Origin of the sequence: Tsukamurella sp. 1534 (genome assembly GCF_000312385.1) — a bacterium.
In the GTDB taxonomy this organism is placed as follows: Bacteria; Actinomycetota; Actinomycetes; order Mycobacteriales; family Mycobacteriaceae; genus Tsukamurella.
The window spans coordinates 694,054-707,527 of the sequence record NZ_HE997628.1; the positions used below are offsets into that span (position 1 = coordinate 694,054).

Here is a 13,474-nt window from a genome sequence, read left to right on the forward strand (position 1 = left end):
GTCGGTGGGCTTGCCTAGCATTGATCGGGGCCCGTGTGTGGGCCTGCAATGAGGTACGGACGAAAGGAACACGGTGGCTGATCGCCTGATCGTGCGCGGTGCGCGCGAGCACAACCTGCGGGGTGTCGATGTGGACCTCCCGCGCGACAGCCTGATCGTGTTCACGGGCCTGTCCGGCTCGGGCAAGTCGAGCCTCGCGTTCGACACGATCTTCGCCGAGGGGCAGCGCCGCTACGTGGAGTCCCTGTCCGCGTACGCGCGGCAGTTCCTCGGCCAGATGGACAAGCCCGACGTCGATTTCATCGAGGGGCTCTCGCCGGCGGTGTCCATCGACCAGAAGTCCACGAACCGCAACCCCCGGTCGACCGTCGGCACCATCACCGAGGTCTACGACTACCTCCGCCTCCTCTACGCCCGCGCCGGCACGCCGCACTGCCCCGAGTGCGGCTCGGTGATCGCGCGGCAGACGCCGCAGCAGATCGTGGACCAGGTGCTCGACATGGAACAGGGCACGCGCTTCCAGGTGCTCGCCCCCGTGGTCCGCACGCGCAAGGGCGAGTTCGTGGACCTGTTCAACCAACTGCAGACCCAGGGCTACTCCCGCGCCCGGATCGACGGCATGGTCCACCAGCTCAACGATCCGCCCAAGCTCAAGAAGCAGGAGAAGCACGACATCGAGGTGGTCGTGGACCGCCTCGCCGTGAAGACCTCCGCCAAGCAGCGCCTCACCGACTCGATCGAGACGGCGCTCCGCCTGGCGGACGGCATCGTGGTGCTCGACTTCGTGGACCGCGAGGAGCACGACGCCGAACGCGAACGCCGCTTCTCCGAGAAGATGGCCTGCCCGAACGGGCACCCCATCGCCGTGGACGATCTGGAACCCCGCGCCTTCTCCTTCAACTCGCCGTACGGCGCGTGTCCCGACTGCGACGGCCTCGGCGTGCGCAAGGAGGTCGACCCGGAACTGGTGATCCAGGACCCCACGATGTCGCTCACCGAGGGCGTGATCGCCCCGTGGTCCGTGGGGCAGAGCGCCGAGTACTTCCTGCGGCTCCTGTCGGGCCTGGGCGACGCGATGGGCTTCGACCTGGACACGCCCTGGAAGGACCTGCCCGCGAAGGCGCGGAAGGCGGTGCTCGAGGGATCGGAGCACCAGGTGCACGTCAAGTACCGCAATCGTTACGGCCGCACCCGCTCGTACTACGCCGAATTCGAGGGCGTCATGCCGTTCCTGCACCGCCGGCTCGAGAGCACCGAGTCCGAGCAGATGAAGGAGCGGTACGAGGGCTACATGCGCGACGTGCCGTGCCCCGCCTGCCAGGGCGCGCGGCTGCGGCCCGAGATCCTCGCGGTCACGCTCGATCACCCGCGGTTCGGCGAGAAGTCCATCGCGGACGTCGCGTCGATGTCGGTGGGGGACTGCGCCGACTACCTGTCGGACCTCAAGCTGGGGGCGCGCGAGGCGGCGATCGCCGGCCGGGTGCTCAAGGAGGTCCAGGCCCGGATCGAGTTCCTGCTGGACGTGGGGCTGGAGTACCTGTCGCTCTCCCGGGCCGCGGGTTCGCTCTCCGGAGGCGAGGCGCAGCGGATCCGCCTGGCCACGCAGATCGGCTCGGGGCTCGCGGGCGTGCTGTACGTGCTCGACGAGCCGTCGATCGGCCTGCACCAGCGCGACAACCGCCGCCTCATCGACACGCTCGTGCGGCTGCGGAACCTCGGCAACACGCTGATCGTCGTCGAGCACGACGAGGACACGATCCGCACCGCGGACTGGGTGGTCGACATCGGCCCGTACGCCGGCGAGCACGGCGGCAAGGTGGTGCACAGCGGCACCTACAAGGCGCTGCTGAAGAACAAGGACTCGCTCACGGGCGCGTACCTCGCAGGTCGCAAGGCGCTGCCGGTGCCGGCCATCCGCCGCCCGATCGACAAGAAGCGCCAGCTCAAGGTCGTGGGCGCGCGTGAACACAACCTCCAGGACATCGACGTCGCTTTTCCCCTGGGCGTGCTCACCGCGGTGACGGGTGTCTCGGGGTCCGGTAAGTCCACCCTGGTCAACGACATCCTCGCGACCGTGCTCGCGAACAAGCTCAACGGTGCGCGGCAGGTGCCGGGACGGCACAGCCGGGTCACCGGCCTGGGAGACCTGGACAAGCTGGTCCAGGTGGACCAGTCGCCCATCGGCCGGACCCCGCGGTCGAACCCCGCCACGTACACGGGCGTGTTCGACAAGATCCGCACGCTGTTCGCGGCCACGACCGAGGCCAAGGTCCGCGGCTACCAGCCGGGGCGGTTCTCGTTCAACGTCAAGGGCGGCCGCTGCGAGGCCTGTTCGGGTGACGGCACCATCAAGATCGAGATGAACTTCCTGCCGGACGTCTACGTCCCGTGCGAGGTGTGCAACGGCGCGCGGTACAACCGCGAGACGCTCGAGGTGCACTACAAGGGCAAGAACATCGCCGAGGTGCTCGACATGCCGATCGAGGAGGCTGCCGAGTTCTTCGAGGCCGTCACGTCGATCCACCGCTACCTCAAGACGCTGGTCGAGGTGGGCCTCGGGTACGTCCGCCTGGGGCAGCCGGCCACCACGCTGTCCGGCGGCGAGGCGCAGCGTGTGAAGCTCGCCGCGGAACTGCAGAAACGCTCCAACGGGCGCACCGTGTACATCCTCGACGAGCCCACCACGGGCCTGCACTTCGAGGACATCGCCAAGCTGCTGCAGGTGATCGACGGGCTGGTGGACAAGGGCAACTCGGTCATCGTCATCGAGCACAACCTGGACGTGATCAAGACCGCCGACTGGATCGTCGACATGGGGCCGGAGGGCGGCAACGGCGGTGGCACCGTCGTCGCCCAGGGCACGCCCGAGGACGTGGCCGCCGTGCCCGAGTCCTACACAGGCAAGTTCCTCGCGGAAGTCCTGTCCACGTAGCGCGGCGTGTCGGCCTGGGGATCGTTCTGTGGATCGACGGTGGACGGGTTGGGGACCGCTGTGGATCATCATCCACAGCATCTTGTGCAAATTGCAGGCATGTGACACAAGATGTAGTGTTATTGGCATGAGCAGCGTGACCGTCTACACCAAGCCCGCGTGCGTGCAGTGCACCGCGACCTACCGCGCCCTCGACAAGGCGGGCATCGGCTACACCTCGGTGGACATCAGCGAGGACTCCGATGCGCGGGACTACGTCCTGGCGCTCGGCTACCTGCAGGCACCCGTCGTGGTGATCGACGGTGGCGACCACTGGTCCGGCTTCCGCCCCGATCGCATCAAGGCGTTGCAGGCCGCCTGAATCCCGCGCGGATCACGCGCGCACGCGAACGGGCCTTCAGTCACGGGGATGTGACTGAAGGCCCGTTCGCGTCACGGCCCGTCCGGTCTACTCAGTGGGGTGCTCAGCGGTGCGGATAGCAGCGGCCGGGCTGCCAGTGGCCGGGCACGTACCGGCCGTTCTCCCACCAGCCCTGGTGCCAGCGGGGTGGCACCCAGTAGCCGTGGTGCCAGCCGTTGTGGTCCCACCAGCCCGGGCGCCAGTAGCCGGGCTGCCACCAGCCGTTGTGCCACCGGCCCGGGGTCCAATAGCCGGGAACCCACCGGCCGGGTTCACACCAGCCGTGCCCCGGGTGCTGCACCGCAGGGGTGGGCGAGGCGGCCGCCGTTGCAGCGGTCACCGATCCCAGCGGTACCAAGAGTGCGGATGCGACCAGTGCGCCGGCCGCGAGCGACTTCATCCTGTTCATGAGAGGACGGTACGCCCGCTGTGGCCTGGAACACTAGATGTATTTATCGAGGTCAGGGTAGGTTTGGGGGAGAACCCTGAGTGTTAGCTGTACACAGGTCCGGTGTACTTCTCTCCCGGCCCCTGGCCCGGCTCGTCCGGATAGGTGCTGTATTCGCGGAACGCCAGCTGCAGCGACTTGAGGCCGTCGCGCATCGGGCCGGCGTGCGGGCCGAGGTACTCCACCGATGCCGTCACCAGGCCCGCGAGTGCCGTGATCAGGCGTCGAGCCTCGTCGAGGTCGAAATGCGGGTCCTCGCGCGGCTCCGCGGAATTGAGCCCGAGCTTCTCCGCCGCGGAGCTCATGAGCATCACCATGGCGCGCGACATGACCTCGATCGCCGGGATCTCGGCGAGGTCGCGGTCCGGCGGTTCTGTCGAATTCTGATTCTCGGTCACGACTGCTACACTGTCATGTGCGACCGCTCCGGCTCCACGCCGGGGCAGCAAGTGGAGTCCACTCCCACCACGTCGACCCCGGGTCGGCTGGTCCGGTCGCCACGGTGGGTGTTCCCCAGGGAATACTCGTCGTGGTCTCCTCGTTGCAGGAGGGGTCGATCGCCGGTGTACGCCGCGACGGCCCGAATCGGTCGGTGTGGGCCCCGTCAGGCAATCGCCTGGTCGGGGCCTTTTCGCTGTGTTGGGACACTGAGGGCCTCAGGCTGCGCGGCGGTCTACGAGTGAAGACCGCTCGCCTGAAGAACACGAGCACCTAACTGAGGAGGCCCCATCAGCACTGAGACACGCACCAACGGTCAGATCCGCGTCCCCGAGGTCCGCCTTGTCGGCCCCGGCGGTGAGCAGGTCGGGATCGTGCGCGTTGATGATGCGCTCAAGCTGGCATACGAGGCGGATCTCGACCTTGTCGAGGTGGCACCGAATGCGCGCCCGCCCGTGTGCAAAATCATGGACTACGGAAAGTTCAAGTACGAGGCCGCGCAGAAACAGCGCGAGTCCCGCAAGAACCAGCAGATGACCGTGATCAAGGAGCAGAAGCTCCGCCCCAAGATCGACGACCACGACTACGAGACCAAGAAGGGTCACGTCGTCCGGTTCCTGGAGCAGGGCTCCAAGGTGAAGGTCACGATCATGTTCCGCGGCCGCGAGCAGTCGCGACCGGAACTGGGTTTCCGCCTCCTGCAGCGCCTGGGCGCCGATGTGGCCGAGTACGGCTTCATCGAGACGTCCGCCAAGCAGGACGGCCGCAACATGACCATGGTTCTCGCCCCGCACAAGGGCGCGAAGACCCGCGCCAAGGCGCAGCAGGACAAGGAGCGCCCCCGGGGCTCGGAGTCCGCGGCCGAAGCCAACTAAGAGACAGAATCGAGACCGATATGCCGAAGAACAAGTCCCACAGCGGTACCGCGAAGCGCTTCAAGATCTCGGGCAGCGGCAAGGTGATGCGCCAGAAGGCCGGCCGTCGCCACCTGCTGGAGCACAAGAGCTCGCGCGTCACCCGTCGCCTCGACGGCAAGGCCGAGGTCGCCCCGGCCGACGTGCGCCGCGTCAAGAAGCTGCTCGGCAAGTAAGCCGCCTCGCCACCACCCGCTCGAACTTTTCATCACGTAAGGACGAAGACCTATGGCACGCGTCAAGCGCGCAGTGAACGCTCAGAAGAAGCGTCGTTCCATCCTCGAGGCGTCGAAGGGCTACCGCGGCCAGCGGTCGCGCCTGTACCGCAAGGCCAAGGAGCAGCAGCTCCACTCGATGACCTACGCGTACCGCGACCGTCGTGCGCGCAAGGGCGACTTCCGCAAGCTGTGGATCACCCGCATCAACGCCGCGGCGCGCGCCAACGACATCACCTACAACCGCTTCATGCAGGGCCTGAAGCTGGCCGGTGTCGAGGTCGACCGCAAGAACCTCGCCGAGCTCGCCGTCTCGGACGCCGCCGCGTTCACCGCGCTGGTGGACATCGCCAAGAAGGCCCTCCCGGCCGACGTGAACGCGCCCGCCGCGTAACTTGGCACAGCATTCGCAACGACCCGCGGACCAGCTCTTCACGGAGCGGACCCCGCGGGTCGTTGCCGCTTCCAAGCTCCTCCGCGCCGCGGGCCGCCGGAAGGCGGGGCGATTCCTCGCGGAGGGCTCCAACGCGGTCACCTCGGCGCTGCGGACCGGGCTGGTCGAGGAGGTGTTCGTCACCGTCGACGGCGCCGAGCGCTACCCGGAGTTACTGACCGGCCGCGAGGCGTACGTGACGGACCGGGCCATGCGCGGCCTGTCGGACACCGTCACCCCGCCCGGCATCGTCGCCGTGTGCCGGTCCCTGCCGGAGGCCGGTACGCCCGACGGCGCGCGTCTGGTCGCCGTCCCCGTCGACGTCGCCGAGCCCGGCAACGCGGGCACCCTCATCCGCGTGGCCGACGCCGTCGGCGCCGACGCGGTCGTGCTCGCCGGTGACTCCGTGGACCCGATGAACGGCAAGGTCGTCCGGGCCTCCGCGGGCTCCGTCTTCCACCTGCCCATCGTGCAGGAGCGCGACCCGTCGGCCGCGATCGCGGGCCTCCGTGCCGCCGGGCTCTCCGTCCTCGCCACCGCCGCGGACGGCGAAGTAGTACTCGACGACGCCGACGACCTGCTCTCGGGGCCCGTGGCGTGGCTGTTCGGCAACGAGGCGCACGGCCTGCCGGGCGAGCTCCAGGACCTCGCCGACCACCGCGTGCGCATCCCGATCCGCGGCCGCGCCGAATCGCTCAACCTGGCCACCGCCGCGTCGATCTGCCTCTACGCCGCCTCCCGCGTGCAGAATCGGAGCTGAAAGCCCCCCACGCGGCCCGCGTAGGACTACTCATCCGCATCGCGCGGCGCTCCGGAAGCATGGTGGACATGACGCTCCTCCCTCCCCGTTCCGCGGTCATCCAGGGCACGCCGGCATCCCGCGACCGCGCCGTCGACGTGGCCAGGCTCGTGAGCCTGTTCGTCGTGATGTTCGGGCACTGCGCCCTGCTGCTGGCCACCGTCACCCCGAAGGGCGTGTGGGTGGGCAACACCCTGGGTGCCGAGCCTTCGCTGCAGCCGATCACCTGGGTGCTCCAGGTGATGCCGCTGTTCTTCCTCGCGGGCGCGGCGTCCGCGGCGTACGGGATCAAGCCCGGAACCAGCTGGGGCGGATGGCTGTTCGGTCGCGCGCAGCGGCTCGCCCGGCCCGTGTTCTGGTACCTGGGATTCTGGTCGCTCGCGCTCGGCGTGGTGCGGGTCGTGCTCGGCGCCGCCAGTGCCGAGCGGCTGGGGCGGGAGAGCGTCGCGCTGCTGTGGTTCATCGGCGTGTACCTGCTGGTGCTCGCGTTCGTGCCGCTCCTGACGAGGGCCGGCGGCCGCGTGCTGGCCGGCGTCGCCGGCGGGCTGCTGGTCCTGGCAGGGATTTTCGACGGTGCCCGGCTCGCCACCGGTGCGATCGAGTGGGGCTTCCCCAACTTCCTGCTCGTGTGGCTGGTGCCGGTGGTGATCGGCGTGGCCTACGCGCGACGGCTGATCCCCGCGCGGGTCGTGCTGGGCGCCGCGGCGCTCGCGTTCGCCGCGGCGGTGGCGGCCGTGGCGTTCGGCCCGTACGACGTGCCGCTGGTGGTGACGGGCACGGAGACCTTCTCCAACACCACGCCGCCGACGCTGCTCCTGGGTCTGCACTGCGTGTGGGTGAGCCTGCTGTTCGTGGCGGCCGCCCCGGCCATCGGACGATGGGCCCGCCGGCCCGCGGTCTGGTACCCGGTGGCCGTCGGCAACGGGGGAGCGATGACGCTCTACCTGTGGCACATCCCGGCCATCGCCGTGGCGGCGTTCGGCCTGCACGCCGTGGGGATCGACGCGGTGAATCCGGATCAGAGCGGGTTCTGGGGGCTGATGGCCCTGCGCGGCCTCGTGTTCGCGGTGGTGATGTTCTCACTGTTCCTCGTCCTGTCGCCGCTGGAACACCGTCGCCTGCCGTGGTGGGACGACGCGGTGGCGGCGTCCGGCACTCGCGGGGCCGTCGTGGGCGGGCTCGTGTGCCTGGCCGGCGTCGCGGTGCTCCTCATGGCCAAGGAGGGGATCGGCGGCCCCACCGGGTGGGCGGCGCTCACAGTGTTCGTCGCGGCGCTCCTCGGCGCCCGGGCGGCGGCGTACCGTCGGACCCATGGCGAGGAAGGCTCGACACGAGGACGTGGCCGAGATCGCGATGTCGCTCCCGCGGGCGCAGGAGATCGCGGCGTGGGGCGGCAGGCCGGCCTGGCGGGTGAGCGGAAAGGTGTTCTGCGGTAATCGCTCGCCGCGGCCGGACGCCGTCGACGAGGACGGCGCCCGCCTCGACGACGTGATCCTGATCAGGACGCCGGACGAGTCCGACAAGCTCGCGCTGGTCCAGGCCGACGGGCCGTTCTTCACCACCCCGCACTTCGACGGCTACAACGCGGTGCTGGTCCGGGCCTCGCGGCTGCGGGAGATCACGCGCGACGAGCTGGCCGAGGTGATCACGGACGCCTGGTGCTCCTGCGCCCCGAAGACAGTGGTCACGAAGTGGCTCGCCGAACGCGATCAGTGACCCGGTCCTGGGTCCGATCCTCGGTCCGGTCCTCGGCGAGCATCGCGAGGTGGACGAGGAGCGGAACGACCATCAACGCGATGTTGGGCGCCCACCACGCCGCGTCGAAGTCGCCGTAGAAGGCCCAGAACGACACCGCCATGAATCCGGCGCAGAACGTCAGCGTCAGCCCGACGGTGAGTACCGAGCGGCCGACCCGCGACCCCGTGGTGGCCATCCGGACGCCCGCCAACCCGCACGCGACGGCGAGGAGGTCGAGGGGGAGGAACGACCAGTTCCACGCCTGAACAACGGGGTTCGAGTAGTCGCGGAAACGCTGCGCCTCGGGCAGGAGGTCGGCGATCACCGCGACCCAGTACGCGACGAGGGCGACGTCCACGACGACGAGGAGGGTCTTCGCAGTCCGGATGCGCACGGCGTCAGTGCTCCGAGACCGACAGGTTGATGATGACGACCCCGACGATGGTGATGGCCATGCCGATCACGGTCATCAGCGAGATCCGGTCGCGGAACAGGACGGTGGCGAGTGCGGTGACGAGGACGGTTCCCGCGGCCGCCCAAATGGCGTAGGCCACGCCCACGGAGATCTCGCGGAGCGACATCCCGAGGAACGCGAAGGCGCCGATGTAGCCCGGCACCACGATGAGCAGCGGCCACAGGTTCTTGAAGCCGTCCGTCGCGCGGAGCGACAGCGTCGCGATCACCTCGCAGGCGACGGCGAGGGTGAGCTGAATCAGTGCTGCGCGTGACATCCGCCGTCCACTCCTTCTACTAAACCAGACTGATCGGTATGGTCTATTGCGAAGGACCAGCCTGTCAACCCCGGAGACACTGATGCAACGACGTGCGGCGGAGACCCGCGATCGCCTACTCGACGCCGCGGCCGCGGTCCTCGATGCGCGGGGCTACGACGGTGCGTCGCTCGCGGACATCCTCGATTCCGCTGGCCTGACGAAGGGGGCGCTGTACCACCACTTCCCGTCGAAGGCGGCGTTGGTCCGCGCGCTGATCGACGATCAGTTCTCGCCGGAACTGGCGAAACCCGCGGTGGCGGATCTGCCGCTCGTGCACGTCGCCGAGGTCACCGTCCAGGCCATGATCGCCGCCGCGGAGGACGTGCGCTTCCGTGCCGCGTTCGGTGTGATCGTCGACAGGCCCCACGCGGACCTCGGGCCGGTGGACCGGCCGATCGAGGAGTGGACGCGGACGTTCTCGGGGCTGTTCCGGGACGCCGCACAGCGCGGCCATCTCGGGGACGGGATCGCGCCTCCCGCCGCGGCCCGTTCGGTGGTCGCGGAGGTGATCGGGCAGTTCTGTCTCGCGAGGTCCGCGACGACGGAGCGGTCCGGGGTCGCCGCGACCGCTGAGTTCTGGCGGGGATTCTTCGGGCAGTGCGTCCCGCCTCGATGGCGCGATGAGCATCTTCGCGCCGTGGACGTGATCCTCGAACGCCACGCGAGCCCGGACCAGCGGTAATGCGTTTTCGGCGTGGGAGGGCCGTCGACTACGCTGGACGGGTCGAAACCCGCAGCGAATCGAGGAGCCGCGCACCGTGTCTGATGCCCCCGCGTCGGAGAACATTGCCCCGCAGGCCGGCGGCGACGCCGCTGACCTGAGCGAGGCCGCGCTGGGCGCGGCCGCCGAGGCGGCGGCGCAGGCGTTCGCGGCCGCGAGCACGCTCGACCAGCTCAACGAGGCGCGGCTCGCGCACCTCGGCGAGAGGTCGCCGCTCGCACTCGGCAAGCGCGCGCTGGGCTCCATCCCCAAGGCCGACCGCAAGGACGCGGGCAAGCGCGTCAACGTGGCGCAGGGGCAGGCCCGCGCCGCGTACGAGGAGCGCAAGGCCGTGCTCGACGCGGAGCGCGACGCCGCGGTCCTGGTGGCCGAGTCGATCGACGTGACGCTGCCGTCGGCCCGCCGGCCCCAGGGCGCCCGGCACCCCGTCAGCATCATCTCCGACCAGGTGGCCGACTTCTTCGTGGGCATCGGCTGGGAGATCGCCGAGGGCCCCGAGGTGGAGACCGAGCACTTCAACTTCGACGCCCTCAACTTCCTCCCGGACCATCCCGCGCGCTCCATGCAGGACACGTTCTACGTCGCCCCGGAGGGCTCGCGGCAGGTGCTGCGCACGCACACCTCCCCGGTGCAGGTGCGGTCCATGCTCACCCGCGACGTGCCGATCTACGTCGCGTGCCCGGGCCGCACGTTCCGCACCGACGAGCTGGACGCCACGCACACGCCGGTGTTCAGCCAGGTCGAGGGCCTCGCCGTCGACAAGGGGCTGACGATGGCGCACCTGCGCGGCACCCTCGAGGCGTTCGCCAAGGCCATGTTCGGCGAGGAGACCACCACCCGCATGCGGCCGAACTACTTCCCGTTCACGGAACCGTCGGCCGAGGTGGACGTGTGGTTCCCGAACAAGAAGGGCGGCGCGGGCTGGATCGAGTGGGGCGGCTGCGGCATGGTCAACCCCAACGTGCTGCGGGCCTGCGGCATCGCCCCCGAGGAGTACTCGGGCTTCGCCTTCGGCATGGGCCTCGAGCGCACGCTCCAGTTCCAGACGGGCCTGTCCGACATGCGCGACATCGTCGAGGGCGACGTGCGGTTCACCCTGCCCTACGGCGTCCAGGGCTGACACCCGCCGCGCCCACCAGCCACCGAGCACACCAGTAGAAGGACGTACCAGTGCGAGTTGCACAGTCATGGCTCACCGAGATCCTCCGGCGCGACACCCCGGAGTGGGGCATCACCGCGGAGGAGCTGGACGCCGGGTTCGTGCGCGTCGGCTTCGAGGTCGAGGAGGTCGACTCACTCGACGTCGTGACCGGGCCGCTCACCGTGGGCCGCGTGCTGCAGATCGAGGAACTCACGAACTTCCGCAAGCCGATCCGGTACTGCCAGGTGGACGTGGGCGAGGCGGAGCCGCGCGGGATCGTCTGCGGGGCACGGAACTTCGCCGAGGGCGACCTCATCGTGGCCGCCCTCCCGGGGGCGGTGCTGCCCGGCGGTTTCGAGATCGCCGCCAGGAAGACCTACGACCACGTCTCGGACGGCATGATCTGCTCCGTCAGCGAGCTGGGCATCGGCAGCGACCACTCGGGCATCCTCGTGCTGCCCGAGGGCACCGCCGCGCCCGGCGACGACGCCAAGCAGGTGCTGGGCCTCGACGACACCGTCATCGAGCTCAACGTGACCCCGGACCGCGGCTACGCCTTCTCCGTGCGCGGCCTCGCCCGCGAACTCGCATGCGGCTTCGACCTGCCCTTCACCGATGTCACCACTCCGTCGCTCGAGCAGGGCACCGGCGCGGGCGGCGTCGACGTGACCGTCGAGCCGGAGTCGGGCTGCACCCGCTTCACCGCGCTGCGGGTGGAGGGCGTGGACCCGAAGGCCGTGACCCCGTGGTGGATGCAGCGCCGCCTGCTCACTTCCGGCGTGCGCCCGATCAGCCCCGCGGTCGACGTGACCAACTACCTCATGCTGCTCAGCGGTCAGCCGCTGCACGCCTTCGACGCCGATCGCGTGCAGGGCGGCCTCGTGGTGCGCCCGGCCCGCCCCGGCGAGAAGCTCGAGACCCTCGACCACGTCGAACGCGCCCTCGATCCCGAGGACGCCGTCATCGTCGACGACAGCGGACCCGTCTCGCTCGCCGGTGTCATGGGCGGCGCCTCCACCGAGGTCGGTGACGACACGGTGAACGTCATCCTCGAAGGCGCCGTGTGGAACCCGGTGAAGGTGTTCCGAACGGGCAAGCGGCACAAGCTCAGCTCGGACGCGGCGAAGCGGTACGAGCGCACCGTGGACCCCGCGATCTCCGTGTGGACCGTCCGCGAGGCGGCTCGCCTGCTCACCGAGATCGCGGGCGGGACCGTGGTCGGCGAGATCACCGACCACGGCTCCTACGCCGACCGCCCGCAGGTGGTCATCGCCGCGGACCGCCCGGATCGCGTCGCCGGGATCACCTACGCGCCGGGGACGACGGTGCGCCGCCTCACCCAGATCGGTTGCCGGGTGGACGGTTCGGAGAACCTGACGGTGACGCCGCCGACGTGGCGTCCCGACCTGAACATGGTGGCCGACCTGGTGGAGGAGGTGCTCCGGCTCGAGGGCCTGGAGCAGATCCCGCCGGTGCTGCCCGCCGCCCCGGGCGGTCGTGGGCTCGATGCGCGCCAGAAGCGGCGGCGCGTGCTCAGCCGAACGCTGGCCCATACCGGCCACGTCGAAGTGCTCACCAGCCCGTTCCTGCCCGCCGGAGTCTTCGACACGTGGGGGCTCGCGGACGACGACCCGCGGCGCACCACCACGAAGGTGCTGAACCCGCTGGAGGCCGACCGGCCGTCGCTCGCGACCACGCTGCTGCCCGGGCTGTTGGAGATCATGGCGCGCAACGTGTCCCGCGGCCAGCGCGACCTGTCGCTGTACACGATCGCCGAGGTCGTGCTCCCGTCGGAGAAGACCGGTGCCGTGGACCCGATCCCGGTGGACCGCCGGCCCACGGAGGCGGAGGTCGCGGAGCTGGACGCATCGCTGCCGGAGCAGCCCGAGCACGTGGCCCTCGTGTTCACCGGAATGCGTGAGCCCTCCGGGCCGTGGGGCCCCGGGCGCGCCGCCGACGCCACGGACGCGTTCGAGGCGGCCCGCGAGATCGGCCGCGCGAGCAACGTCGAGGTGACGCTGCGGGCCGCGCAGTACGCGCCGTTCCATCCCGGACGGTGCGCCGAGGTGGTCGTCGGCGACCGGGTCGTGGGGCACGCGGGCGAGCTGCATCCGGCCGTGCTCGAGCGCGCGGGCCTGCCGCCGCGCACGTGCGCCGTCGAGGTGGATCTCGACGCGATCCCGCTGACCGAGATCCACCCCGCCCCGCAGATCTCGCCGTTCCCGGCCGTGCTGCAGGACGTCGCGGTCGTGGTGGACGCGGACGTCCCTGCCACCGACGTCCAGGCCGCCCTCGCCGAGGGCGCGGGCGACCTGCTCGAGGCGATCGCGCTGTTCGACGTCTTCACCGGCGCGCAGGTGGGGGAGGGCCGGAAGTCGATGGCCTTCTCGCTGCGCTTCCGCGCTGCGGATCGCACACTCACCGAGGACGAGGCCTCCGCCGCGCGCGACGCCGCGGTGGCGAAGGCATCGGGCACCGTCGGCGCCGTGCTGCGCTAGTCCGAACATGGAGCCGGCCCCGGCG

At 70.0% G+C, this 13,474-nt stretch carries 15 protein-coding genes; 11 read left to right on the forward strand and 4 right to left on the reverse strand.

All coding sequences use genetic code 11. The features are described from left to right. Nucleotides 1–73 precede the first annotated feature (73 nt). Both uvrA and nrdH read left to right on the forward strand, forming a co-directional pair. The gene (uvrA, locus tag BN39_RS21380; RefSeq protein WP_019204496.1) at nt 74–2,932 is read left to right on the forward strand and encodes an excinuclease ABC subunit UvrA; all 2,859 of its coding nucleotides are present in this window, start codon (nt 74–76) and stop codon (nt 2,930–2,932) included. Between the two features lie 127 nt (nt 2,933–3,059). Continuing rightward, on the forward strand, nt 3,060–3,293 hold the full coding sequence (gene nrdH / locus BN39_RS21385) for a glutaredoxin-like protein NrdH (RefSeq protein WP_040768808.1): 234 nt from the start codon (nt 3,060–3,062) through the stop codon (nt 3,291–3,293). Nucleotides 3,294–3,396: 103 nt separating this feature from the next. Here nrdH and BN39_RS21390 read toward each other — a convergent pair whose 3' ends face one another. Next, entirely contained in the window at nt 3,397–3,741 is a 345-nt protein-coding gene (locus BN39_RS21390) for a hypothetical protein (RefSeq protein WP_148281554.1), read from the reverse strand. 83 nt (nt 3,742–3,824) lie between these two features. Next, a complete protein-coding gene (locus BN39_RS21395; protein ID WP_019204498.1) occupies nt 3,825–4,178 on the reverse strand; it encodes a DUF1844 domain-containing protein in 354 nt (117 codons plus the stop codon). A 330-nt stretch (nt 4,179–4,508) separates the two neighbouring features. Here BN39_RS21395 and infC point away from each other — a divergent pair, with 330 nt between their 5' ends. The 6 genes from infC to BN39_RS21425 all read left to right on the forward strand — a co-directional run bounded on the left by infC (nt 4,509) and on the right by BN39_RS21425 (nt 8,295). Beyond that, entirely contained in the window at nt 4,509–5,093 is a 585-nt protein-coding gene (gene infC / locus BN39_RS21400; RefSeq protein ID WP_081586225.1) for a translation initiation factor IF-3, read from the forward strand. Between the two features lie 20 nt (nt 5,094–5,113). After that, entirely contained in the window at nt 5,114–5,308 is a 195-nt protein-coding gene (gene rpmI, locus BN39_RS21405) for a 50S ribosomal protein L35 (RefSeq protein ID WP_019204500.1), read from the forward strand. Nucleotides 5,309–5,360: 52 nt separating this feature from the next. Beyond that, nucleotides 5,361–5,741 (forward strand): 50S ribosomal protein L20, encoded by a 381-nt coding sequence (rplT, locus tag BN39_RS21410; RefSeq protein WP_019204501.1) that lies wholly within the window; start codon nt 5,361–5,363, stop codon nt 5,739–5,741. A 1-nt stretch (nt 5,742) separates the two neighbouring features. After that, nucleotides 5,743–6,540 carry an RNA methyltransferase gene (locus tag BN39_RS21415; RefSeq protein WP_019204502.1) on the forward strand — a complete coding sequence of 266 codons (798 nt, stop codon included), beginning with the start codon at nt 5,743–5,745 and terminating at the stop codon, nt 6,538–6,540. 68 nt (nt 6,541–6,608) lie between these two features. After that, nucleotides 6,609–8,015: an acyltransferase gene (locus BN39_RS21420; protein WP_371190641.1), complete on the forward strand. Its 1,407-nt coding sequence runs from the start codon at nt 6,609–6,611 to the stop codon at nt 8,013–8,015. After that, the gene (locus BN39_RS21425) at nt 7,990–8,295 is read left to right on the forward strand and encodes a hypothetical protein (RefSeq protein WP_371190642.1); all 306 of its coding nucleotides are present in this window, start codon (nt 7,990–7,992) and stop codon (nt 8,293–8,295) included. Before BN39_RS21420 ends, BN39_RS21425 begins: the two co-directional genes overlap by 26 nt. Here the strand turns inward: BN39_RS21425 and BN39_RS21430 are convergent. Then, the gene (locus BN39_RS21430; protein WP_019204505.1) at nt 8,264–8,710 is read right to left on the reverse strand and encodes a DUF5360 family protein; all 447 of its coding nucleotides are present in this window, start codon (nt 8,708–8,710) and stop codon (nt 8,264–8,266) included. The genes BN39_RS21425 and BN39_RS21430 overlap by 32 nt on opposite strands. A 4-nt stretch (nt 8,711–8,714) precedes the next feature. After that, nucleotides 8,715–9,047, reverse strand: coding sequence for a multidrug efflux SMR transporter (locus tag BN39_RS21435; protein ID WP_019204506.1), 333 nt, complete (start codon nt 9,045–9,047; stop codon nt 8,715–8,717). An 82-nt stretch (nt 9,048–9,129) separates the two neighbouring features. Between BN39_RS21435 and BN39_RS22505 the strand changes: the two genes are divergently transcribed. The 3 genes from BN39_RS22505 (at nt 9,130) to pheT (ending at nt 13,449) form a co-directional block, all read left to right on the forward strand. Then, nucleotides 9,130–9,771, forward strand: a complete 642-nt coding sequence (locus BN39_RS22505; protein ID WP_019204507.1) for a TetR/AcrR family transcriptional regulator — start codon at nt 9,130–9,132, stop codon at nt 9,769–9,771. A gap of 76 nt (nt 9,772–9,847) precedes the next feature. Further along, a complete protein-coding gene (pheS, locus tag BN39_RS21445) occupies nt 9,848–10,930 on the forward strand; it encodes a phenylalanine--tRNA ligase subunit alpha (protein ID WP_019204508.1) in 1,083 nt (360 codons plus the stop codon). A gap of 50 nt (nt 10,931–10,980) precedes the next feature. After that, nucleotides 10,981–13,449: a phenylalanine--tRNA ligase subunit beta gene (gene pheT, locus BN39_RS21450; RefSeq protein ID WP_019204509.1), complete on the forward strand. Its 2,469-nt coding sequence runs from the start codon at nt 10,981–10,983 to the stop codon at nt 13,447–13,449. Nucleotides 13,450–13,474 lie beyond the last annotated feature (25 nt).